Genomic DNA, 23848 nt, shown 5'->3' on the forward strand with positions numbered 1-23848 from the left:
AGAACGGTTCTGAGCCGCCATAACCGACCACTCGGTGGAGGCGGAGGGCGATCAGGCGATGCGATCGATGATGAGCGGGCGCAGCTCCGGGCGAGAGCCTTCCGGGGCGATGGTCACGGCATCGGCGAGGGCTTCCCGTGCCCGCTCGAACCGCTCCGGGGTATCCGTGAACAAGGTCATCAACGGCTCCCCGGCACGCACCGAAGCACCCGGATTCGCATGCAGGCGCACTCCCGCTCCCGCCTGCACAGGGTCTTCCTTGCGGCTGCGGCCCGCGCCCAGACGCCAGGCCGCAATACCCACGCTCAGCGCATCCAACTCGGTCAGCACACCATCCGCGGGTGCATGGATCACCTCGGATTCCCGGGCCTGCGGCAGCGGAGCCGCAGGATCTCCGCCCTGAGCCGCGATCATCCGCCGCCAGACATCCATCGCCCGGCCGTCCTTGAGCGCCGCGGCCGGATCCGCCTCGCGGCCCTGGGCATCGCGCGTCACCCCCGCAGCGGCGAGCATCTCCTCGGCCAACCGCACGGTCAGCTCCACGACGTCCTGAGGGCCGCCACCGGCCAGCACCTCGACGGACTCTTCGACTTCGAGTGCGTTACCCGCGGTCAGACCCAGTGGAGTGGACATATCGGTGAGCAGGGCCACCGTATTCACCCCGGCGTCCCGGCCGAGCTCCACCATGGTGCGCGCCAATTCCCGGGCCATGTCCTCATCCTTCATGAAGGCGCCGGATCCGGTCTTGACGTCGAGCACCAGGGCACCCGTGCCCTCCGCGATCTTCTTGCTCATAATCGACGAAGCGATCAGCGGAACCGCCTCCACCGTGCCGGTGACATCCCGCAAGGCGTAGAGCTTGCGGTCCGCCGGAGCCAGCCCAGAACCGGCGGAGCAGATCACCGCGCCGACCTCGTCCAGCTGCCGCAGCATCTCGTCATTGGACAGTGCCGCGCGCCAGCCCGGAATGGTATCCAGCTTGTCCAGAGTGCCGCCGGTGTAGCCGAGGCCCCGGCCGGAGAGCTGCGGCACGGCGACTCCGAAAACCGCCACGAGCGGGGCCAACGGCAGCGTGATCTTATCGCCGATGCCGCCCGTGGAGTGCTTGTCCGCGGTGGGCCGCTGCGAGCCGTCACCTGTGCGCAGCACACTGAAGTCCAGCCGCTCCCCCGAGTCGATCATGGCCTGGGTCCAGTGCTGGATCTCCTCGGCGTCCATGCCGTTGAGCAGGATCGCCATATTCAGTGCGGCCATCTGCTCCTCGGCGACGACTCCCCGAGTGTAGGCATCGATGATCCAGGCGATCTGCCCCGCACTGAGCCGGCCGCGATCCCGTTTGGTGCGGATGACCTCGACCGCGTCGAAGGATTCAACACGCTGAGTTCCAGATCCATCCAACTGGCCGGTCATCCTCTGCCCTCTTCCTGTTCGTTGCTTTTCGTGCGAGTTCTTCTAGACGAGATCCTGCGGCCCGAAGGCGTCCGGCAGCACCTCGCCCATGGTGCGCACCCCGGAGACCGTCATCAGCACCATCCCCGGTGCCCGGTGCTCGTAGAGCAGCTGGCGGCAGCGCCCGCACGGCATGAGCACCTGGCCGTGCTGATCCACACAGTAGAACGCGGCGATCTTGCCGCCGCCACTCATCTGCAGAGCACCGACCAGAGTGCATTCCGCGCAGAGGGTCAGCCCGTAGGAGGCGTTCTCCACATTGCAGCCGGAAACCACGCGCCCGTCGTCGAGCAGCGCGGCGGCACCTACTGGGAAACCTGAGTAAGGTGCGTAGGCTTTCGCGGCGGCCTGGTGCGCAGCCGAAGCCAGGCGTTCCCAGTCCGCAGCGGAGATCTCTGCTCTGCCGGCCATGGCTCAGGCCTTGACGTAGGCTACGCCGTTGGCGGCAGGCGGCCTGGCGCGGCCCACCAACCCGGATACCGCCAGGATGGTCAGCGCATAGGGCAGCATCGCCAGGAAGGCCCCGTCCACCGGGGTCACCGCGATGGAGAGGATATTCTGCAAATTGCCCGCCACGCCGAAGAGCAGCGCCGCCAAGAACGCCCCGATGGGGTTCCACCGGCCGAAGATCATCGCGGCGAGGGCAATGAAGCCCAGCCCGCCGGACATGTCTTTGCTGAACGAACTGACCGCCACCAAGGTGAAATACGAACCGCCGAGGCCGGCCACGGCACCGCCCAGGCTCACGTTCCAGAACCGCACCCGGTTGACTTTCACGCCCACGGTATCCGCCGCTTTGGGGTATTCGCCCACGGCCCGGACGCGCAGCCCCCAGCGGGTGCGGAACAGAGCGAACCACAGGCCAAAGACAAGAACCAGCATCAGATAACCCAGGATCGTCTGCTCGAAGAACACCGGCCCCAGCACGGGGATGTCTTTGAGCAGTGGGATGCCGAGCACCGGCAGCCTGGGCGGCTGGTTGTACAGGGCGGCACCGGAGTCCTTCATGAGCTTGTCGAAGAGGAAGCCGGTCAGCCCGGAGACCAGCACGTTGAGCACCACGCCGACGATGATCTGATTGACCAGGTACTTGATGCTGAAGACCGCGAGCACCAGGGAGACGAGCACCCCGGCCAGGGCCGCGGCGAGCATCGCCACGAGGGCGTTGCCGGTCATCGTGCCGACCAGGGCTGCGGTGAAGGCACCGCCGAGCAGCTGGCCCTCGATGGCGATGTTGATCACCCCGGCCCGCTCGCAGAGCACGCCGGATAGTGAACCGTAGACGATCGGCACCACGATCAGCATGGAGCCGGTGAGCATCCCGACCAGGCTCACGGTCTGCGCCTGGGTTCCCGCGACGATCCAGATCATGAAGCCGATGACGAAGAGCACGGCGAAAACGCTGTTGAGCCAGCCGGTGGTCCGGCCCACCGTACGCACCTGGAAGTACGCCAGCACCGCCAGCGCCACGAGCCCCAGGGCGAGAACCCAGCCGAACGCTTTAGCGCCCAGCACCAGCGGGGCCAGCTGAATCGCATCGCGATCCTGGGAGAGCCGGAACGTCGCCGATCCGTCCGGGCCCAGAATCGCAAAGCCTAGCAGCGCGACAACCGCGAGGATCCCCATCACCACGGGGGTTTTCCAGTGCCGCAGCTTCGGCGCGGAAGCTGCCTGGTCTCCGGGCTGCCCGGTGGGGTCTGTCTGTCCTGTGACGGAGCTGATCTGGCTCATGCTGAGGCCTGCTTCCCCGCTGTTTTACCCGTTGTTGCAGTATTCGCATCATCGCTGCCGGGGGTACGCGGATCGTTCTTCCCCGGCCCGGCGAACCGGCCCAGGCCGAAGATCCGACGCACCAGCGGCGGCGCGGCGATGAAGAGCACGATCAAGGACTGGATCACCAGCACAATGTCGATGCTCAGACCCGCCTGGACGGACATGGTCTGACCGCCGGCTTTGAAGGCTCCGAAGAGCAGCGCGGCGAAGAACGTGCCCCAGGGGGTTGAGCGGCCCAGCAGCGCCACGGTGATCGCGTCGAAGCCAATGCTGCCTGCGATATCGCTGTCCAGGGTGCGTTCGGTGCCCGCAAGCTGCGCGGCACCCGCCAGGCCCGCCAGCGCACCGGCGATGGACATGACGATGATGTAGCCGCGGCCGACGCTCATTCCGGCGGTCTTGGCGGCATGCTGATTCGCCCCGATGGCTCGGAGTTCGAAGCCGAGGGTCGAGCGGTTGATGAGCCAGGCCACCAGGAACACCGCGATGACCGCGAGTAGCAGGGAATAGTTGAGCCGCAGCCCGGGGATGATCGCCGGGAACATCGCGGATTCGGGCATCGGCGAGCTGATCGGCTGAGCGCCCTCAGGGGCTTTGTAGACCGTGCGCAGCAGAAAGTCGAGGAAGTACTGGGCGATGTAGTTGAGCATGATCGTCACGATCACCTCATGCGCTCCGGTCCGGGCCTTGAGCAGGCCGACCACCCCGCCCCAAATCGCGCCGCCGATGGCGCCGCCGACGATCACCACCAACAGGTGCAGAACCGGCGGGAGATCCAGGCCGAAGCCGATGCCGCCGGCGAAGATCGCGCCGAGGATGATCTGCCCTTTGGCCCCGATGTTGAACAGCCCGGCACGGAAGGCCACCGTGACCGAGAGCCCGGCCAGGATGAGCGGAGTGGCCTGGGTCAGAGTCTCGATGATGCCGAATCTGCCGGTGACCGTCCGGGCGCTCGGGTTGAACGTCGCGCCCTGGATCAGTGCGCCGTAGGCTCCGGCGATGGCGGCCCAGGCGGCGGCTAAGGTGTCCCCCGGACGGGCGAAGAAGTATCCGGCGGCGCGCGCCACGCGATCGTCGGTGACGGCGATGAGCACCGCACCCACGATCATCGCGAGAAGTACCGCGAGCACCGAAACCAGGGCCGGGCCGGTGGTGATCTCGCGCAGCAGTTGCCGGTTCTTCTGCTCTTCCGGCGGTGCGCCCCCGGATGCTGCCGGCGCCTTGCGCTCCGGCTGAGCTGGCTCAGTCATGCTTGGGGTCCTGTTCTGCCTGTTCTGAAAGCTGCACCCTGGCTTCGGCCTCGTTCATCCCGGCCATCATCAGCCCTAGCAGATCCCGCCCGGTGTCCCCCGGGACGATGCCCATGATCCGGCCGTCGTGGAAGACCGCGATCCGGTCGGCGAGCTCGGCGACTTCTTCGAGTTCCGTCGAGACGATGAGCACCGGGGTGCCCTGATCCCGTTCCGCGATGATACGGCGATGCAGGAATTCGATGGAGCCCACATCCACACCGCGGGTCGGTTGGGAGGCGATGAAGAGCTTGAGCGGCCGGGAGAGCTCGCGGGCCACCACGACTTTCTGCTGGTTGCCGCCGGAGAGCGTGCTCACCGCAGCCTCAGCTGATGGCGTACGCACATCTAATTCGGCGATCTTCTGCTGCGCGTGCTCGGCGATGGCCTGCCGGCGCAGGGTGCCGGCCGCAGCGAATTCAGGATCCCGGTAGAGGTTGAGAATGAGGTTCTCGGCGATGCTGAACTCCCCAACCAGCCCGTCGACACTGCGATCCTCCGGCACGAAACCCACACCGGAACTGATGATCTGCCGCACCGAGCGGCCTACGAGCTCCTGGCCTTCGAGCCGGATGGATCCGAAAACGTGTTTGCGCAGCCCCACGAGCGCTTCGGCGAGCTCGGTCTGGCCGTTGCCCTGCACTCCGGCGATCGCCAGGATCTCCCCTTGCGCCACGGAGAAGCTGACATCGTCGAGCAGGCGGCTGCCGTCATCTGCCAGAACGCTCAGATGCTCAACCTGCAGGGTCTGCGCTCCCGGCTGCGGTGCTGCTTTGTTCAGGGTCAGGCTCACCGCCCGGCCCACCATCAGATCGGCGAGTTCCGCGGCGGAAGCGGACGGCTCCGCGGTGCCGACGACCTTGCCGCGGCGGATCACCGTGATCCGATCCGCTACTGCCTTGACCTCGCGCAGTTTATGCGAGATGAAGACGATGCCTTTGCCGGAGGCCTTGAGCTGGCCGATGATCTCGATGAGCTCGTCGGTCTCCTGCGGGGTGAGCACCGCGGTGGGCTCGTCGAGGATCAGAGTATCGGCATCGCGAACCAAGGCCTTGATGATCTCCACCCGCTGCTGCACGCCGACGGGAAGGTCCTCGACGAGAGCATCAGGGTCCACCCGGAAGCCGTAGCGCTCTGAGATCTCCCGGATCCGGCGGCGGGTGCTCTCCAGATTGAGCACGCCCCCCGGCCCGGTGTGCTCATTGCCGAGGGCGACGTTCTCGGCAACGGTGAACACCGGGATGAGCATGAAGTGCTGATGCACCATGCCGATGCCCGCGGCCATGGCGTCACCAGGGCCGTTGAAGGCCACCGGACGGCCGTCGACCTCGATACTGCCCGAGGTCGGTTCGTAGAGCCCGAACAGCACGTTCATCAGGGTGGATTTGCCGGCGCCGTTCTCACCGAGCAGGCAGTGCACTTCACCGGCTTCGACGGTGAGATCGATCTGATCATTAGCGGTCATCGTACCGAAGCTCTTGGTGATCCCTTTGAGTTCTAGTTTCACTCAGTCGGCCAATCTTGAAAGCGGGCTGCGGCCTGGCGGCTCATCGAGTCTCAGCGCCAGGCCGCAGTGCCGGTGATTCCGGTGTATTACTTGGGGCTGGCGACAGAGTTCACCGTGATCTTGCCGTCGATGATGTCCTGCTTGATCTGATCGACATCCGCGCTGAGCTCAGCGGGGACCGTGTCGGCTAGGTCATGATACGGAGCCAGGTCTACGCCCTGGTTGGCCAGGGTGCCGATATAGGGGCTGGCGTCGAACTGCCCCTCGGTATCGGTCTTGATGACCTCTTCCACAGCGTCTTTCATCTTCTTCAGCACCGAGGTGAGGATCACGGACTGATACGCCGGAGCGGTCTCGTAGCCGTCCGAGTCGACCCAGATCAGCTTGACGTCTTTGCCATCGCGATTGGCCGCTAGGACAGCGTCGCCAGCACCGGTGCCGAGCGGACCGGCCACGGGCATCACGATGTCCGCTCCCTCATTGATGAGGTTCTGCGCGTTCTTGGTGCCTTCCTGGATGATCTCGAAGGTATTCGCGAAAGCGCCCTGTTGAGTCTCCTTGTTCCAGCCCAAGACCTCGACGCTCTGGCCCTTCTGCTGGTTGTAGTACTGAACCCCGTCGTAGAAGCCGTCCATGAAGATCGTCACCGTGGGCAGTTTCACTCCGCCGAAGGTGCCGACCTTGCCGGTTTTACTGCTTCCCGCTGCGAGGTATCCGGCGAGGAATGCCGCCTGAGCGGTGTCATAGATGACGGGCTTCACATTGGGCAGGTCGATCTGATTGTCATCGATGATCGTGAACTTGGCCTCCGGGTTGGCCTCCGCCGTGGCCTTCGTCGCATCGGAGAGCATGAAGCCGACCGTCACGGTCATATTGCAGTTGGCCTGCATCATCTGGTTCAGGTTCGGCACGAAGTCGGACTTGCTGCTGGACTGCGCTTTCCGGACCTGGATGCCCAGATCTTTCTCGGTCTGCTTGAGCCCGTCATAGCTGGACTGGTTGAAGGAGCGGTCATCAAACCCGCCGGAGTCGGAGACGATGCAGCCGATGTAGTCGCTATTGGCGCCATCGGCATTAGAGGCGCTGTCCGGCGGAGTCCCGCAGGCGCTGAGCACTAGCGCGCCGATGCCGAAAGCGGCGACAGCGACGGTGCTGTGCCGGGCGCTGCGTGAGGACGTGAGTCTAGCCAAGGTTCCTCCAGAGAGAAGTACTGAGTGAGTCCGGCAGGGAGACCTCCAATACCGCAGCATGCAGTATCGGAGGTCTCACCGGCTACCCGGGCGAACGGAGCTCCGGGATGTGGTCCCCCCATCCTAAACCATGCTGTGGCAGTGCTCACACTTGCGCTGCCCATCAGCCTGGCGGAAGCTCGCGTCAGCTCAGCTCGACGACCATTTTGCCGGTGTTGCCCCCGGCTAGCAGATCGATCATGGCCTGCGCGGTGTTCTCGAAACCGTGCACCGTGGTCTCCTGGGCACGGATCGTGCCATCGGCCAGCAGCGGTGCCATGAACCGGATGTACTCCTGCTCGTATTCGAAGTAGCTGCTGACCAGGAAGCCGCGCAGGGTGAGCTGTTTGCCCACCGCGAGGACGATGTTGCGGGGCCCCTGCAGAGCTTCGCCGGGCTTCCGGTTGTACTGGCTGATCGCCCCGCACAAGGCAGCACGTCCGAAGCCGTTCATCGCGCTCAGTGCGGCTTCGAGGTGATCTCCACCGACATTGTCGAAATACACGTCGACGCCTTCGATACCGCCTTTTTCCAGCGCGGATCCCAGCTGCTCATGGACCGGGGCATCGCGATAGTTGAAGGCCGCGTTGAACCCGAGATCCTGCAGCATCGCCACTTTCTCTGCGGAACCAGCGCTGCCGATCACCCATGATGCACCCAGCTGCCGGGCGATCTGCCCGGCGATGGAGCCCACGGCTCCTGCGGCACCGGAGATGAAAACAGCATCACCGGCTTTCATCTCGGCGATCTTGGTCAGGCCGATATAGGCGGTGAGCCCGGTCATGCCGAGCACGCCCAGATAGGCCGCAGCGGGGGCTACCGAGGTATCGATCGGCTGCACCTGATCCGCGGACAGCACCGCGAATTCGCGCCAACCCAAATAATGCATGACCATCTGACCGACCTCGACCTCAGCTGACCGGCTGGCGATCACCTCGCCCACCGCTCCGCCGTCGAGCGGCTGATCCAGCTGGAAAGGCTCTCCGTAGGACTTCGTATCGTCCATCCGCCCGCGCATATAGGGGTCCACGGAGAGAGCCTGGTTCGCCACCAGGACCTCACCCTCCTGGAGTTCCGGCAGCGGGGCTTCGGTCAGCCGGAAGTCCTCGAGCCGAGGCACCCCCTGTGGCCGGGCCGCCAGCTCGAACCAGCGAGTGGTCTGCGGCGCTTCGCTCATGCTGCGGATCCGGTCGAGGAGAGCGTGACGTCGATGTTCCCGCGAGTCGCATTGGAGTAGGGGCAGACTTTGTGCGCGGCTTCGGTGAGCGACTCGGCGGTGGCCTGATCGACATTCGGCACGCAGACGTGGAGGGAGACCTCCAACTGGTATCCACCCTCGCCGTTAGGGCCGATGCCGACCTTGGCCGACACCTCGCTGCCGTTCACATCGGCTTTCTCCCGCCGAGCCACGACGTGCAGCGCCGAGTGGAAGCACGCGGCGTACCCGGCGGCGAAGAGCTGCTCCGGGTTAGTGGCACCGCCCTGACCGCCCATCTCCTGCGGAACGGCCACCTCCACATCGAGGAGGCCGTCCGAACTGCGAACATGGCCGTCCCTGCCGGCACCAGTGGCCAGGGCTTCTGCGGTATACACGGTTTCCATGAGATCTCCCTATCTTTGACAGCGATATCGAAGCGAGGCTAAGCGAGACGGGAGCGCTACTGCTCGACTGCCCCCGCCGCTTCCCTCAGCTCCATCCAAAACCACAATCACAAAGTACGCAAAGCCGCTGCGGCGAGCACCCGGATGCCGTACCCGAGCGCTCGCTCGTCCAGCACGTAATCGCCTCGGTGCAGATCGTAATGCTCCTCCCCGTCAACACCGTTGCTTCCGGGAGTATGCGTTCCGAGCCGGAGCATGGCCCCCGGAATCTCCTGGAGGAACCAAGCGAAGTCCTCCCTGCCCATCGACTGCGGCGTCAGCACCACCGAATCCGGGCCCAGTTCTCCCCGGGCGGCGGTTTCGATCAGCGTGGTCTCGGATTCGGAGTTGACCACGGGCGGAACTCCGCGGAAATGGGTGACCTCGATCTGGACCCCATAAGGAGCCGCGACTTGCTGGACCACTTCATCGAGCAGTTCCCCGGCAGCGTGCCAGGCTTCCCGATCCAGGCAGCGCATGGTCCCCCAGAGGAACCCCGAAGCAGGAATGGCATTGGGAGCGGCACCGGCCTGGATCTGCCCCCACACCACGGAGACTCCGCTGCGGACGTCGACCCGGCGGGAAAGCACAGCGGGGACGTTGACCGCGATCTCGGCGAGCGCGAAGACCAGATCCTCGGTGAGATGGGGCCGCGAGGTGTGCCCGCCGCGCCCAGTCAGCTGGATCTTCACGGTATCCGAGGCCGAGGTGATGGCACCGATTCTGGTGCCGATCTTGCCCACCTCGATCCGCGGATCGCAGTGCAGCGCCAGCATCCTCGGCACACCTTCCAGAACGCCTTGGGCGATGCAGTCCAGCGCCCCGCCGGGCATCGTCTCCTCAGCGGGCTGGAAGAGGATCCGCACGGTGCCGTTCAACGGCTTGTGCTCATGCATCGCCTGCAGCACCAGGGCGATGCCCAGCATCGTGGTGGTGTGCACATCGTGACCGCAGGCGTGCGTGACGCCGTGATTCGTCGACGCCCAGGGCAGCCCGGTCTCCTCTAGCACCGGCAGGGCGTCGATATCCCCGCGCAGTGCCAGAGCGATGGGCCCCTGGCCGATATCGACAACAGCGCCCGTCGGCTCCAGGCGGCGCGGTTTCAGCCCGGCAGCGCTGAGCCGATCCGTGGTGCGGAACTCATGGCGGGACAGCTCGGGGTGGCGGTGCAGGTCGCGCCGGAACTCGATCAGCTCGGGTAGCAGCGGTTCGAGCCATGGGAGAACCGACTCATCTGCTGGGACGCCCTGCACGCCCTGAGACTTTCCGTCATGAGACTGAGCGTAATAAGTCACCTCTTGACTTTAGCCAAGAGGCAGACCAGATCCCTCATTATTGTTTCAGCTTTGTGTCAGCGCATGGTGGATCTACTCGCCGAGGCTATCGGTATCGCAGGGGTCGAGTTTGGCATGATGCCCCAGGGGGTGGGCCAGGGGCGCGGGGTTTCGAGCTGATAGACAAAAGGAACCGCGTAGTCGATGAGCGCTTTGCCGGGCGACGTGCGCCCTACCGCCTCCCCCGGTACCGAGCACTGCGATTTTCACGGATCCTCCTTGGGGTCGTCGATACCGATGCTGCTGCCGTCAGAGGACGTCGACGTCCCCGGAGGCTTTGAGGCTTTCCACGGCCTCTTTGACGCGCTGCGCATGAGCCGAGGTGGTGACCAAAAGGGCGTCGGGGGTATCCACCACGACGACATCGTCGATGCCGATCAGCGCGATCACCCGTTTGGTGTCCGTGACCACCACGCCGGAGGCGTCTTCGCTGAAGACCCGGTGCGTGCCCTCGCCGAGAACCGTGATGACTTCAGAGTCCTTGGCGCTGTTGAGCCGGCCGATCGCAGCGAAATCCCCGACATCGTCCCAACGGAACGATGCCGGGATCACCGCTACATCACCGGCAGCGGCGGCGGGTTCGGCCACCGCGTAATCGATGGCGGTCTTGGGCAGCTGCTGCCAGATCCGTGCGGTGACCTCATCGCGCTCCGGGGTGTCCCAGGCCTTGGCGATCTCGGTCAGCCCGGCGTGCAGCTGAGGCTCATTGGCTTCCAAGTGCTGCAGCAGGAGGGCGACCGGGGCCACGAACATCCCGGCGTTCCAGTGGTAGTCGCCGGCAGCCAGATAGCGCTCCGCGGTAGCCTGATCCGGCTTCTCCACGAACTCGGCCACGGTATGCGCGTTCGGCGCTCCCGGGACGTCCAGGCCGGCACCGGTGCGGATATAGCCGAAACCGGTCGAGGCGTGGGTGGGCGTGATCCCGATGGTGACGATCTTGCCGGTGGCGGCAGTGCGCACGGCCTCCAGCACGGCCTCCTGGAAGAGGTTGTCGCCGCTGATCACGTGATCGGCGGCGAAGGACCCCATGATGATGCTGGGATCCCGCTCGTAGAGGATGGCAGCGGCGAGACCGATCGCCGCAGCGGAATCTTTGGGTTCGCTTTCCAGCACCAGATCGGAGTCCTTGACTTCCGGAAGCTGGGCGCAGACCGCTTCCCGGTGGGCGACGCCGGTCACCAGGAGGATGCGATCCCCGGCTAGGGGCTGCAGGCGGTCGAAGGTGGAGCGCAGAAGGGTACTTCCGGAGCCGGTGAGATCATGCAGGAACTTCGGCGCACCGGCTCGGGAGAGCGGCCAGAGCCTGGTGCCGACTCCGCCAGCCGGGATCACCGCGTGGAAAGCCGCTAGATCCTGCTGGGCCTGGGCTGGTTGCTCCGATGCCGTGCGCGCATCAGTCTGATCAAGAGAAGAGTCGGCCACAAAGGCTCCACGTGCTAATAGAAGTTACAGGGTCATGACGGGGCCTTGAAGAACAAAGGTCGTCACAAGGTCGCATATGTCTTATAGATAACTGCTGAAGAACTGCCGATCATTTTATCCCATGTATTGGCGTATTGGCTTCGACCGTTTTCACGAGTCGCCGCCAGCCGGCTTCAAGGCCGTAGTTAACCACCGGAAAGAGCCCCGATCCGTGGAATCGAATCGGCTTCGGCGCACCCACCGGAAGGATGAATACGACGAGGTGTGAAGCAGCCCACAGACCAAGGGAAGCCTAAGTTGAGTAAGCGGCGGGGGAGGCCTAGATTTACCCTTGAAGTAAGCCAGCTGAAAGAGCTGAGCTTTCGGTAACGGCCGAACCGAGCAGAGGCACGCTGAGGTTTTGCTGCCGTTGCCCTACAGGGAGGTTTATTCAGTGCCGACAAAACCAGCTGGCACCCTGTACCGCGGCCGGGAAGGCATGTGGTCCTGGGTCGGGCATCGGGTCACCGGTGTGGTGATCTTCTTCTTCCTGTTGGTACACGTTCTGGACACCTCTTTGGTGCGTGTCTCACCGGAAGCCTACGACGCTGTTATTGGCACCTATAAGAATCCGGTCATGGGTCTGGGCGAAGTCGCCCTCGTCGCCGCGATCGTCTTCCACGCCTTCAACGGCTTGCGGATCATCGCCATTGACTTCTGGAAGAAGGGCCCCAAGTACCAGCGTCAGCTGCTCTGGGGCGTCGGGATTCTCTGGTTCCTCGTAATGGTGCCGTTCACAATCCGACAGCTGAGCATCGTCTTGGCACCGCTATGGGGAGGGAACTGATGACGACCATCGAAGCCCCGCGCAGCAAGGCTAGTAAAGCCAAATATCAGCGCAGCGGCCGTTCTGGCTCCAACTTCGAGATGCTGGCCTGGCTTTTCATGCGCGTCTCCGGTGTTTTCCTGATCGTGCTGATCTTCGGCCACCTCTTCGTGAACCTGATGCTCGGCGAAGGCGTCAAGCAGATCGATTTCGCCTTCGTCGCGGGCAAATGGGCCAACCCTTTCTGGCAGTATTGGGCGCTCATCATGCTCTGGCTGGCGATGCTCCACGGCACCAACGGCGTGCGCACCATCATCAATGACTATGCCGAACGGGTCAGCACCCGAATCGCACTGAAGTCGGTGCTGTACATCGCCACCGTCGTGATCATCTCGCTGGGCACCATGGTGATCTTCACCTTCGATCCGTGCATCGATGCGCCGGGCCAGTTGCCTGCTTTCTGCCCGGCACCCCAATAATCCGCGCTTTCCGGCCCCGGTGACGCAGCAGAGCTGCCCCGGAGCGGGAGGCGGAAGCCCCGAGGGCTTCATAGTTATCAACAGTTCAGATTCATATCCGCCAAGGAGCACATGGCATGCAGGTTCATAAGTACGACGTGGTGATCGTCGGGGCCGGCGGCGCCGGAATGCGAGCCGCTATCGAAGCCGGCCAGCGTGCCCACACCGCCGTACTCACCAAGCTCTACCCGACGCGATCGCACACCGGTGCGGCGCAGGGCGGAATGTGCGCTGCACTGGCGAACGTCGAAGAGGACAACTGGGAGTGGCACACCTTCGACACCGTCAAGGGCGGCGACTACCTCGTCGACCAGGACGCGGCAGAGGTCATGGCCAAAGAAGCCATCGACGCAGTGCTGGACCTGGAGAAAATGGGCCTGCCGTTCAACCGCACCCCCGAGGGCCGGATCGATCAGCGCCGCTTTGGCGGGCATACCCGCGATCACGGCAAGGCACCCGTGCGCCGGGCCTGCTACGCCGCGGACCGCACCGGTCACATGATCCTGCAAACGCTGTACCAAAACTGCGTCAAGCACAATGTCGAGTTCTACAACGAGTACTACGTGCTGGATCTGCTCGTCGTCGAAGAAGAGCATGAAGGCACGATGCGCAAGCGGGTCGCCGGGGTGGTTTCCTACGATCTAGCCTCCGGCGAGCTGCACGTCTTCCAGGCGAAGTCCGTGGTCTTCGCCTCCGGTGGTGCGGGCAAGGTTTTCAAGACCACCTCGAACGCGCACACGCTCACCGGAGACGGTATGGCGATCGCCTTCCGGCGCGGCATCCCGCTGGAGGACATGGAATTCTTCCAGTTCCACCCGACCGGCCTGGCCGGTCTGGGCATTCTGCTCTCCGAAGCGGCCCGCGGCGAAGGCGCGATCCTGCGCAACTCCGAGGGCGAGCGGTTCATGGAGCGCTACGCCCCCACCATCAAAGACCTTGCGCCGCGTGACATCGTGGCCCGGTCCATGGCGAACGAAGTCCGGGAAGGTCGCGGCTGCGGGCCGAACAAGGACTACGTGCTGCTCGATCTGACCCACCTGGAGCCCGAGCACATCGAGGCCAAGCTCCCGGACATCACCGAGTTCGCACGCACCTACCTGGGCGTCGAACCGTTCACCGAACCGGTGCCGGTCTTCCCCACCGCGCATTACGCGATGGGCGGCATCCCGACCAATGTCGAATCCGAAGTGCTCGAAGACAATGACACCGTGATCCCCGGGCTCTTCGCCGCCGGGGAGGTGGCCTGCGTCTCCGTGCACGGCTCGAACCGACTGGGCACCAACTCCCTGCTCGATATCAACGTCTTCGGCAAACGTGCGGGCATCGCCGCGGCGGAATACGCCAAACACGCCGATTTCGTGGAGCTCCCGGAGGATCCGGAGGCCTACACCATCGCACTGCTGGACCATGTCCGGGCGTCCGATGGCGGCGAGAAGGTCGCGGCGATCCGCAAAGATCTTCAGGACACCATGGACGCCAATATGCAGGTGTTCCGGTCCGCGCAGACCCTGCACAGGGCGCTCGACGACATCGCATCCCTGGAGGAGCGCTACGCGCGGATCACGGTGCAGGACAAGGGCAAGCGCTTCAACCTGGACCTGCTCGAGGCCGTCGAGCTCGGTTTCCTTCTGGAGCTGGCCAAAGTGATGACCGTCGCCGCACTGCACCGCGAAGAGTCCCGGGGCGGCCACTTCCGCGAGGACTTCCCGGACCGAGACGACGAGAAATTCATGAAGCATTCAATGGCTTATCTGGATGATGCGGCGGAGGCCGAGCATATCGCCGGCATCCGGCTGGACACCAAACCCGTGGTGTTCACCCGCTACGAGCCGATGGTGAGGAAGTACTAGTCATGACCGCAACTGCATCGACTCCAGTGGAGACCGCCGAGCCGGCCTCGAAAGTAGAGCTGCCGGCCAGCGTCGGCGGCGGGGGCGAGATTCCCACCTTCGATATCACGCTCAAAGTGCGCCGGTACAACCCGGAGTTCGAGGACGAGGGCCACTGGGACGAATACCAGCTGACCATGTACGGCACCGATCGAGTGCTCGACGCCTTGCACAAGGTGAAGTGGGAGATCGACGGCTCGCTGTCCTTCCGCCGCTCCTGCGCACACGGCATCTGCGGCTCGGACGCGATGCGGATCAACGCCCGCAACCGGCTCGCCTGCAAAACCCTACTCAAGGACCTGGACACCTCCAAGCCGATCACCGTCGAGCCGATCAAGGGCCTGCCCATCGAGAAAGACCTCATCGTGGACATGGAGCCATTTTTCCAGTCCTACCGCGAGGTGATGCCCTTCCTGATCAACAAGGGCCACGAGCCCACTCGGGAGCGCCTGCAGTCCGCAGAGGATCGCGCCCGCTTCGACGACACCACTAAATGCATCCTGTGCGCCGCGTGCACGAGCTCCTGCCCGGTGTTCTGGACCGATGGCCAGTACTTCGGGCCGGCGGCGATCGTCAACGCGCACCGCTTCATCTTCGACTCCCGTGATGACGCCGGGGACATGCGCCTGGAGATCCTCAACGACAAAGAAGGCGTCTGGCGCTGCCGGACGACCTTCAACTGCACCGAGGCCTGTCCGCGCGGCATCGAGGTCACCAAGGCTATCGCCGAGGTGAAGCAGGCCATCCTGACGCGCAGCGTATAACAGCATGATCTGAAAAAGCAGAGCCCGGGCCGCCACGGCCCGGGCTCTGCTTTACTTTTGCAAGGCTTTACTCAGCACTTCCCTCAGGTCTCCTCGGGCTCCCGATTGAAACCGATCCGATCCACCACCCCGGCGAGCCCATGCAGATCAAGGACCAGCGCGTCGATGTCATAAGGCTCCCCGTCGACCGCCACCACGATGTCCTGGTACCGGCCGTCCTCGGCCTGCGTGCTTTTAAGGATCTCCAGGTTAGAGACCTTCATGCCGTGCTCGGCCACTGCGGCGACGATCTGCCGGAACAGGCCATCGCCCTCCCGGTAACGGTTCCGCAGATCATGCCGGATGTACCTGGAGCGCGGCATCCTGCGGGCCAGCGGCGGAATCCCCAGGGTCACCAGAAGGTACGCCACCGTCACCGCGGCGGCCACGATGTACATGCCGGCACCGGCTGCCGTGCCGACCGCCGCGACCAGCCAGATACTCGCCGCCGTGGTCAGCCCGCGCACCGCATTGCGCTGAATGAGGATCAGGCCGGCACCCAGGAAGCCGACCCCGGTGATGATCTGCGCTGCCATCCGGGAGCCATCGAAGCTGAATCCGGGCAGGCTCGCGAGATCGAAGAAACCGTATTTGGAGATCACCATGAACAGCGCCGCACCCAGCCCGACCAGGATATGCGTGCGGATGCCGGCATTCTTCTGATGGTATTCGCGTTCCACGCCAATGATCAGCGATAACACCATCGCCAAAGCCAGATTGAGCAGATAAACCCACTCGTTCATAAGACTCCTCGTTCCTGATACGTCATATCCAATACTTCTGATACTCCGCATCCTGCCCGGGATGTCTGAAAATGTCAGCGATGCCTGATTTGTTCCGCCCTCAGGAGAATTCCGCCCCCTAGAGCCCAGCCATCATCGATGCTGCGCAGCATGCTGATCCAACGCTCAGCTCCTCTGCTGTTCCGTATCGGCTTTGCCTATCGTTCCCCAACCGGCGGCGATCAGATAGACCTGGGAGAGCAGGTAGAACCAGACGAAAAGGCCCAGGATCACCGAGAACGGGGCAAGCAGAGGGTTCTGGCCGCCGACATTCGCCAGGAGGATCCCGGAGAGCGAGCGCAGCACCGTAGAGCCCACGGCTGCGATAAGCGCTGTCTGCCAGGCGACCGCCCGCGGCATCGAGACATCCGCAGCCACGCGGAACAAGGCGAAGGCCACGATCAAATCCAGCAGCAAGGTCACCAGCAGCGAGAGCACGAAGCCGAGGATCGCGAAGCTGCGGGATTCCAGGCCGATCTGGGTCAGCAGCCAGTCCAGCACTGTGGAGGCTCCCAGCCCGATCACCGACGTGAGGATCAAGGCCACGCCCAGGCCGAGCAGCAGGCCCAGGTCCTTGACGATCCGTAGCACCGGGTTGCCCTGCAAAGTCTCCAAGCCGAAGACCGCCCGAATCCCCGCGCGCAGGCCGTTGATCCAGCCCAGAGAGGTGAAGAGCAGAGCCACCACGGAGATGATCAGAGCCAGGGAGAGCCCCGTGCTCATATTGAACAGATCCTCCGGTTCGGCGAGGCCTGGCTGGCTGTCCGTAGCGATCAACCCGGGAGTGGACTGGGCCACAGCATTGACCACGGATCGTTGCAGCTGCTCGTTACCGGAGGCGATCAAGCCGAAGATCGAGAACCCGGCGACCAGCATCGCGGCCACCGAGAAGAACATATTGTAGGCCGAACCCGCAGCGAGCAACGGCCCATGGCGCAGCGAGTACGTCTGGAAAGCGCGCATCGGTCGGAAGGTGTTGAGCCGCGTGGTCAGCAGGCCCAGCCTGGCACCTAGAGTGCCGAAGAATCCCGGGCTTTCCCGCGTCGCCTTGCCGAAGGCAACTTGAGCTGCCAGTACTCGGCGTTCGGTTTCCGCACGATCCCAGGGGGCCGGCTGCTGCGATCCGACGTCCTCGCTGTAAAGCCGCGACTTCTTGACCTTAGCCGTTACCAAAGCCCACCTCTTCCCTCAACGTCCACACCCCATCATTACTGTGCTCGTACAACCCCATGCTATCGACGGGGAAGCTGGCCTCATAAGCATCCAGCATGGTCAGAGCCTCGTCCATGCCTGCTTCGGAGATGTCATGGGCCACTGTGACATGCGGATGGAAAGGGAAAGGCAACTCCCGTGCCAGCGGGCCGCACTGCAGTCTTTCGTGCAGGGCCGTGCAGTGCTCGAAGCCCTCGGCCACCTTCAGGAAGACCACGGGCGAAACCGGGCGGAAAGCCCCGGTACTGCGCAGAGTGACCCGGAACTCCTCTTGCTCGGAGGCCACATCCCGCACATGGTCGGTGACCGAGGCCCAGTCCGTGATCGGCGTCGTGGTCACCAAGGTGATATGCGCCGGGACGATCTCTGCGAGCGGATCGCCGAAGGAAGCCCGCCAGATCTTGAGCTCGGTGGCGAAGGGCTCCGGTATCGCCAGCACTACCCCGGCGAGGCTAGCCAGCACGCTACTCGGCCTGGGCGGTTGACCGCTGCACCGCAGAAGCGGGTAGGAAGCCGACCTGATCGTAGACACTGCGCAAAGTCTGCGCCGCGACATCACGGGCCCGTTGGGCACCCACCGCGAGGGAACGATCCAGCTCGGCAGGATCCGCGAGCAAATCCATGGCCCGTTCCCGGATCGGCGCGAGCACCGAAACCACCAGATCAGCCAGATCTGTTTTCAGATGCCCGTACATCTTGCCCTGGTACTGGGTCTCGAGATCCGCGATCGTGCTCCCGCTCAGCGCCGAGTAGATGCTCAGCAGATTCGAGATCCCAGGCTTGTCCGCTTTGTCATAACGGATCTCGGAACCGTTATCGGTGACCGCGGATTTGATCCGTTTCGCGGTCACCTTGGGATCATCCAGCAGATTGATCAGGCCCTGAGGCGACTGCGCTGATTTGGACATCTTGGCTTCGGAGTTCTGCAGATCCTGGATCTTCGCGGTCTCTTTCTGAATCAGCGCCTCGGGCACCACGAAGGTCTCCCCGAAGCGGTGGTTGAAGCGCTGCGCCAGATCCCGGGAGAGCTCGATGTGCTGGCGCTGGTCCTCCCCCACCGGCACACCGGAGGGCTGGTACAGCAGAATATCCGCGGCTTGCAGGATCGGGTAGGTGAACAACCCGACGCTGGCGGCATCAAAACCCTGTTTGAGGCTCTTGTCTTTGAACTGGGTCATCCGGGAGGCTTCGCCGAAGCCGGTCAGGCAGTTGAGTACCCAGGCGAGCTGAGCGTGCTCCGGAACATGGGACTGCACGAATAAAGTCGCTTTATCCACATCGATTCCGCCGGCGAGGTACTGCGCCGCGGTGACCCTGGTGCGCTCACGCAGCTCAGCGGGATCCTGAGGTGTCGTGATCGCATGCAGGTCCACGATGGAGAAGAACGCCTCGTATTCGTCTTGCAGGCGCACCCAGTTGACGAGAGCACCCAGATAATTCCCCAGATGCAGGGAACCAGCAGAAGGCTGCATCCCGGAGAGGACTCTGGGCTTGGCGTGCGGCTTGGCGATATCAGTCATGTCTGTGGCGGATCTTCCTCAGGGTTCGCTTCCGGTGCCCTGTGTTTTAGCTGATGTGTTTCAGCTACGGTCCAGCGGGAAAACTAGCGGATGGTGTAGTCGACGAGGAGCGGGGCGTGATCAGACCAGCGCTCAGCATAGCTCGGCGCTCGATCCACCACGGCATTCCCCGCCCGGGCGAAGAGCTCCGGGGTGGCCATGTGGTAGTCGATCCGCCAACCGGTGTCGTTGTCAAAGGCCTGGCCGCGCTGCGACCACCAGGTGTAAGGGCCGTTCACGGGGCCCGCGAGCTCGCGCTGGACGTCCTTCCAGCCCAGGCCGCCAGGGGTATCCCCACCACCGAAGAACTTATCGAAGTAGGCGCGCTCCTCCGGAAGGAAGCCCGCGTTCTTGACGTTGCCCTTCCAGTTCTTAATATCGAGCTCGGTATGCCCCACGTTCAGATCCCCGACGATCAAGGCGTAGTCGCTCTGCTCGGCCAGCTCGGCCATCCGCTCCAGCATCGTGTCCAGGAAGCGGTACTTGTCTTCCTGACGCTGCGTACCGACTTCACCGGAGTGCACATAAGCGCTGATCACCGTCAGCTTCTTGGCGTTCTCACCGATCGTGTAATCGGCTTCGACCCAGCGCCCCGCCGTGGCAAAATACTCTTCACCGATCCCGATCCGGGTGGCATCAGGGGCGAGCGAATCCTTGCGGGAGGCGATGAGCACCCCGGCCCGGCCCTTGGCCTCAGCCTCGGCATGGACGATATGCCAGTCATCTGCGAGGAATCCGTCCACCACCTCATCGGGGGCTCGGACTTCCTGCAGGCAGAGGATGTCGACCTGCCGAGGGGCCAGCCATTCAGCCATGCCTTTGCGATATGAAGCACGGATGCCATTGACGTTGACCGAGGCCACCCGGAGGGCCTCAGCCTGTTTGGCATTCGCGTCTGAAACGTCTGATGTGGCTTCTGGGGTCTGCGCGGCGCTGCTCACTTGATCCACTGTACCGGGCTGCGCGGCTCTCGGTATTCAAACAGCCCGCTAATCGTGCCACTACTGAACTCAATGATGAGCCCGGCACCGGCCTCAGTCGGGGACAACGACCCCGGAGATCGGCTCGCCGTCTGCGCCGTTGCCCCCGCTGCGACGCTCCTCCTGCTGGCTGCCGAGCATGTCCCGGGCATTATGCGAGGTGATCTGGATGGTCTCCAGGGCGCGGTCGACCATATCTTTGGCAGCCGCGTCCAGCCCCGGCTGATCCGCGGCGTCGAGCTGTTCGGCGATGACCCTGGCTTGGACCTGAACGATCTTGAAGCTGTGGTCCAGCTTCATATCGCGCACGCCGTCGCGAGGCTGCTCATCCACCAGTCGGGTGCTGTCGCGCTCCCGCTGAGTCATGTTCTGCTGGGCGAGATCCTGCTGGACCCGGCGCATCTGATCGGCACCGAAGCGCGCCGCCCGGGCGACACCTACGTAGACCAGGGTGGCCAGGATCAGCCAGCCCAGCGCGATGGCGGCGATGATCCAGCCGAGCACCGTATTGTTATTGGCCGCCAGCACCAGGGCTAGCAGGAACACCACGGCAAGGAGCACCGGCCCCGCGGCACCTACCCAGCCGGGACGGCGGTTTTTACCAGAAGCCTGCGAAGGATCCAAGGAGAACATCTTCCCATTATCCTCGCTCGACGCTCCCGCCGGGCCGTTTTCCCGTCGCTTCCGCGACCGGCGAAACCCCGGCCTGCACGGCGGCCTCCGGAGCCTCAGTCTGCAGGGGCTCGGGCTGCGCCCTGGTCATCGGCCCGAAGATCAACCAGAGGCCCGTGATGAACCAGCCGCGCCCGATAGACCACCAAAGCGTGGTCCGCGCTTGCTCATCCGCGAAGAAAACGATCAGCATCAGATACACAACACTGGCGATCGCCACCGCGATCACGACCCGATACCACTCGCGCCAGAGCACCTGCTGCTTCGCCGGCCCATATCGCGGGCGCGGAGGCGGCTTGGGGCCGCCGGCAAAACGGTAGGCGAACCTGGCATCGGCCCAGCGCACCACGGCCGGGCCGAACGCCACGCTGAACCCTAGGTAGTACCCGGCCAGGATATGCGTCCAGCCGAGTTCAGCGCCCTGAGCCAGATCCACCGCGACGGCCACTACGAGGACCACATCCAGCAACGGGATCCCGAGGAGCAGGGCGGTGCTGAGCTTCCGCCACCGCAGCAGATAACGGCAGGCCAGGCCGGCGACCAGCAGCACCCAGAGACCGATCTCACTGGCCAGAATGAAAACAGCCACCGGGTTCTGCTGGAAGAAGCCGGTGACCCCGGAGGTCATGATGCCGCCCCACCGGTATTGCTACGCTGCCGCGCCATCGCCAGTGACCCCACGCTGATCACGGTGTCGATGACCCAGACGATCGCCCAGATCCGGGACGCATTCGAGGACCAGGCTGCACCGTCAACGGTCCTCAGGATGGTGCTCACCTCGGCCTGGCCCGTCAGCACCTGCCACGGCCAGGAATAACCAGCAGAGGCGAAGACGACCTGCGCCAACAGGAAGATCACCGTGTGAATCAGCCAATGTCTCATACCTGCCATGTTTCCGCACGATGGCACTGACCCACATCGTCCAGGAGCCGCATACCGGGCTCATCCTTTAGTCGTAAGCAGCTTGTCCGGAGCTGACTCCGCTCGGGAGAATCAGACCATGGTCAGCGATTTCAGCTTCCGGGCGCTGCCGCGCGCAGACTACTTCATCGCGATGTTCTACCTGGTACTGGGCGGCGCGCTCCAGTTCACCGGGCTGGGCTGGGCCGGTTCGGACCTGTTCGGCCCAGCCCAGCCCAGTGAGCTGGAGCAGCTCTGGCCGGCCTGGCTGCTCCTCGGGTGCGCGGGAATCCTGCTGCGCACCGTCAGGACAGGGGCGATGATGGCGGTGACCGGGTGCGCGGTGATCCTGAGCCTGCTCAGCGGGGCCGGCGTGGTCTCTTTGGTGCTCGTCTTCGAGGTGATCTTCTCCGGTACGCTCTTCGGCTCAGCTCGGCAGCGCCGGATCGCCCAGATCACCGGCCTCGGGCTGAGTGCGCTGACTCTTATCGCCGCACTGTTCGGTGGAAGTTGGCAGCTGGTCTTCGTAGTCCTCGTGCAATGCCTTGTGGTCTTCCTGACCCCGATGTGGTGGGCGGAGAACGTCCGCCAGCAAGGTGAGATCGCACGCACCGAACAGCTCCGGGCGAAGCAGGCGGAACAGCTGCTGGCCCAGGAGCGCCTGCTGGCGCAGCTCAACCTCCAGCTTTCCGTGGCCGCAGAACGCGGCCGAATGGCCAGGGACTTGCACGACGTGATCGCCGGTAGGCTCTCCGCTATCGCCTTGCAGACCGCTGCAGCACTGCAGAGCGAGGACCACCGGCTGCACGGGGAAGTCCTAGCTGCAGCGCGGCAGGCCTCGGTTCAAGCCCTCAACGATATGCGGCAGATGATTGAGGTGCTGCACACCGTGGACGGCGCTTCCGACGGCTCAGATGCGTCATCCGGAAGCGGCACCGGGAATCTCTCCGGGCCCGGCCTGAATCTTCCAGCAGACCTGCAGGTGCTCGCGGACTCCCTGGGTGCCGGCGGCACCCGGGTGACTTTAGATCTGGATCAGAATCAGCCCAGCCCCACTGTGGCATTCAGCGCCGCTGCGGGACAGGCGGTGTACCGAATCTGCCAGGAAGCCCTGGCCAATGCGATCCGGCATGCTCCGGGAGCACCCGTATCGGTACGACTCGCGACGATCGCGGAGGAGCTGGTCCTGACCGTGACGAACTCTTTTCCGCCTGAGGCACCGGTCCGACAACCGGAGAACAGACTCCCAGCGGGTCACGGACTGCGCAATATGCGGGTCCGCGCGGGCGAACTCGGCGGCAGCCTGACCGCGGGGGCTCGTGGGGGTGAGGGTAATGGTGCTGACAGTACCGTCTGGATCGTGGAAGCGAGGTTGCCGCAGTGACCGCTCACACCGATGACGTCCCGCAGCCGGCGCTGAAGCCTCCGGCAGTGCTGATCGCGGATGATCACGCCGCGATCCGCCAGGGGCTGCGGATGATCCTCGACGGTTCCGCCCGGGTGGTCGGCGAGGCTGCCGACGGAGCGAGCGCCGTGCACATGGCCCGAAGCCTGGAATGCGATGTGGTGCTCATGGACATCCGAATGCCCGGCCTTGACGGTATCGAAGCCACCCGGAGGATCGCCGCGGAAGGCAGAGCTTCCGTCCTCATCCTGAGCACTTTTGGCCTCGACGACTACGTCCTCTCCGCGCTCCGGGCCGGCGCAGCCGGCTATCTACTCAAATCCGTTTCCGCCTCGGAGCTCACCGAAGCAGTGCGGCGGGTCGCCGCCGGGCAGACGGTACTGGCACCTGAAGTCACCCGGGCCGTGGTCGATCAGGCTCTCGAAGCCCGCTCACCCGGCGCAGAGCCGCCCGAAGCCCTGGCCGAGCTGACCCCGCGTGAAGTCGAAGTCCTGCAAGCAGTGGGAGCCGGGTGGAGCAATCAGCAGATCGCCCGCAAGCTCGGCATCGCCGAGGTCACCGTCAAAAGCCATATCTCGCGGATCTTCAGCAAACTGGGCCTGGCCTCACGCGTGCAGGCCGCGATCTTCTGCGCGCAGCATCTCCCCCACTGAGCCCACCGCCGCCTGAGCCGGCCCGG

The 23848-nt window shown here is 64.2% G+C and carries 24 protein-coding genes; 6 read left to right on the plus strand and 18 right to left on the minus strand.

From position 1 onward, the window contains the following. Positions 1–51: 51 nt before the first annotated feature. The 10 genes from C501_RS0106345 to C501_RS0106395 form a co-directional block, all read right to left on the minus strand. Positions 52–1410 carry a thymidine phosphorylase gene (locus C501_RS0106345; protein ID WP_018134790.1) on the minus strand — a complete coding sequence of 453 codons (1359 nt, stop codon included), beginning with the start codon at positions 1408–1410 and terminating at the stop codon, positions 52–54. Between the two features lie 42 nt (positions 1411–1452). Next, entirely contained in the window at positions 1453–1818 is a 366-nt protein-coding gene (locus C501_RS0106350; protein ID WP_406566322.1) for a cytidine deaminase, read from the minus strand. A gap of 45 nt (positions 1819–1863) precedes the next feature. Continuing rightward, positions 1864–3180, minus strand: a complete 1317-nt coding sequence (locus C501_RS0106355) for an ABC transporter permease (protein ID WP_018134792.1) — start codon at positions 3178–3180, stop codon at positions 1864–1866. Continuing rightward, on the minus strand, positions 3177–4472 hold the full coding sequence (locus C501_RS0106360) for an ABC transporter permease (RefSeq protein ID WP_018134793.1): 1296 nt from the start codon (positions 4470–4472) through the stop codon (positions 3177–3179). The genes C501_RS0106355 and C501_RS0106360 overlap by 4 nt, the downstream gene beginning before the upstream one ends. Beyond that, a complete protein-coding gene (locus C501_RS0106365; RefSeq protein WP_018134794.1) occupies positions 4465–6018 on the minus strand; it encodes an ABC transporter ATP-binding protein in 1554 nt (517 codons plus the stop codon). Before C501_RS0106365 ends, C501_RS0106360 begins: the two co-directional genes overlap by 8 nt. A gap of 86 nt (positions 6019–6104) precedes the next feature. Next, a complete protein-coding gene (locus C501_RS0106370; protein ID WP_018134795.1) occupies positions 6105–7208 on the minus strand; it encodes a BMP family ABC transporter substrate-binding protein in 1104 nt (367 codons plus the stop codon). 184 nt (positions 7209–7392) lie between these two features. Beyond that, complete coding sequence (locus C501_RS0106375) at positions 7393–8424, minus strand: NADP-dependent oxidoreductase (RefSeq protein WP_018134796.1); 1032 nt, start codon at positions 8422–8424, stop codon at positions 7393–7395. Next, a complete protein-coding gene (locus tag C501_RS0106380) occupies positions 8421–8849 on the minus strand; it encodes an organic hydroperoxide resistance protein (protein WP_018134797.1) in 429 nt (142 codons plus the stop codon). Before C501_RS0106380 ends, C501_RS0106375 begins: the two co-directional genes overlap by 4 nt. A 107-nt stretch (positions 8850–8956) precedes the next feature. Then, on the minus strand, positions 8957–10141 hold the full coding sequence (locus tag C501_RS0106385) for an amidohydrolase (RefSeq protein ID WP_018134798.1): 1185 nt from the start codon (positions 10139–10141) through the stop codon (positions 8957–8959). A gap of 330 nt (positions 10142–10471) precedes the next feature. Then, positions 10472–11554, minus strand: a complete 1083-nt coding sequence (locus C501_RS0106395) for a mannose-1-phosphate guanylyltransferase (protein WP_043568438.1) — start codon at positions 11552–11554, stop codon at positions 10472–10474. 523 nt (positions 11555–12077) lie between these two features. On the opposite strand from C501_RS0106395, the gene sdhC reads away from it, so the two are divergent. The 4 genes from sdhC to C501_RS0106415 all read left to right on the plus strand — a co-directional run bounded on the left by sdhC (position 12078) and on the right by C501_RS0106415 (position 15620). Next, positions 12078–12470, plus strand: a complete 393-nt coding sequence (gene sdhC, locus C501_RS0106400) for a succinate dehydrogenase, cytochrome b556 subunit (RefSeq protein ID WP_083906560.1) — start codon at positions 12078–12080, stop codon at positions 12468–12470. Continuing rightward, a complete protein-coding gene (locus C501_RS0106405) occupies positions 12470–12928 on the plus strand; it encodes a succinate dehydrogenase hydrophobic membrane anchor subunit (RefSeq protein ID WP_018134802.1) in 459 nt (152 codons plus the stop codon). Before sdhC ends, C501_RS0106405 begins: the two co-directional genes overlap by 1 nt. Before the next feature lie 116 nt (positions 12929–13044). Next, positions 13045–14817 carry a succinate dehydrogenase flavoprotein subunit gene (gene sdhA / locus C501_RS0106410; RefSeq protein WP_018134803.1) on the plus strand — a complete coding sequence of 591 codons (1773 nt, stop codon included), beginning with the start codon at positions 13045–13047 and terminating at the stop codon, positions 14815–14817. A gap of 2 nt (positions 14818–14819) precedes the next feature. Next, entirely contained in the window at positions 14820–15620 is an 801-nt protein-coding gene (locus C501_RS0106415) for a succinate dehydrogenase iron-sulfur subunit (protein ID WP_043568429.1), read from the plus strand. A gap of 83 nt (positions 15621–15703) precedes the next feature. On the opposite strand, the gene C501_RS0106420 is transcribed toward C501_RS0106415, so the two are convergent. The 8 genes from C501_RS0106420 to C501_RS0106455 form a co-directional block, all read right to left on the minus strand. Beyond that, positions 15704–16402, minus strand: a complete 699-nt coding sequence (locus tag C501_RS0106420) for an MgtC/SapB family protein (RefSeq protein WP_018134805.1) — start codon at positions 16400–16402, stop codon at positions 15704–15706. 165 nt (positions 16403–16567) lie between these two features. Then, a complete protein-coding gene (locus tag C501_RS0106425; protein WP_018134806.1) occupies positions 16568–17614 on the minus strand; it encodes a YihY/virulence factor BrkB family protein in 1047 nt (348 codons plus the stop codon). Further along, complete coding sequence (locus tag C501_RS0106430) at positions 17601–18116, minus strand: 2'-5' RNA ligase family protein (protein ID WP_018134807.1); 516 nt, start codon at positions 18114–18116, stop codon at positions 17601–17603. The genes C501_RS0106425 and C501_RS0106430 overlap by 14 nt, the downstream gene beginning before the upstream one ends. 1 nt (position 18117) lies before the next feature. Continuing rightward, on the minus strand, positions 18118–19173 hold the full coding sequence (gene trpS, locus C501_RS0106435) for a tryptophan--tRNA ligase (protein ID WP_018134808.1): 1056 nt from the start codon (positions 19171–19173) through the stop codon (positions 18118–18120). 83 nt (positions 19174–19256) lie between these two features. Next, on the minus strand, positions 19257–20075 hold the full coding sequence (locus C501_RS0106440; RefSeq protein ID WP_026174685.1) for an exodeoxyribonuclease III: 819 nt from the start codon (positions 20073–20075) through the stop codon (positions 19257–19259). 171 nt (positions 20076–20246) lie between these two features. Beyond that, positions 20247–20825 carry a hypothetical protein gene (locus C501_RS0106445; RefSeq protein ID WP_018134810.1) on the minus strand — a complete coding sequence of 193 codons (579 nt, stop codon included), beginning with the start codon at positions 20823–20825 and terminating at the stop codon, positions 20247–20249. Positions 20826–20832: 7 nt separating this feature from the next. Further along, complete coding sequence (locus tag C501_RS0106450) at positions 20833–21492, minus strand: hypothetical protein (RefSeq protein WP_018134811.1); 660 nt, start codon at positions 21490–21492, stop codon at positions 20833–20835. Beyond that, the gene (locus C501_RS0106455; protein WP_245532428.1) at positions 21489–21755 is read right to left on the minus strand and encodes a hypothetical protein; all 267 of its coding nucleotides are present in this window, start codon (positions 21753–21755) and stop codon (positions 21489–21491) included. Before C501_RS0106455 ends, C501_RS0106450 begins: the two co-directional genes overlap by 4 nt. 109 nt (positions 21756–21864) lie before the next feature. On the opposite strand from C501_RS0106455, the gene C501_RS13555 reads away from it, so the two are divergent. Continuing rightward, complete coding sequence (locus C501_RS13555) at positions 21865–23148, plus strand: sensor histidine kinase (protein WP_018134813.1); 1284 nt, start codon at positions 21865–21867, stop codon at positions 23146–23148. Next, positions 23145–23822 (plus strand): response regulator, encoded by a 678-nt coding sequence (locus tag C501_RS0106465; protein WP_018134814.1) that lies wholly within the window; start codon positions 23145–23147, stop codon positions 23820–23822. Before C501_RS13555 ends, C501_RS0106465 begins: the two co-directional genes overlap by 4 nt. Positions 23823–23848 lie beyond the last annotated feature (26 nt).

Source organism: Acaricomes phytoseiuli DSM 14247 (assembly GCF_000376245.1).
Lineage (GTDB): Bacteria > Actinomycetota > Actinomycetes > Actinomycetales > Micrococcaceae > Renibacterium > Renibacterium phytoseiuli.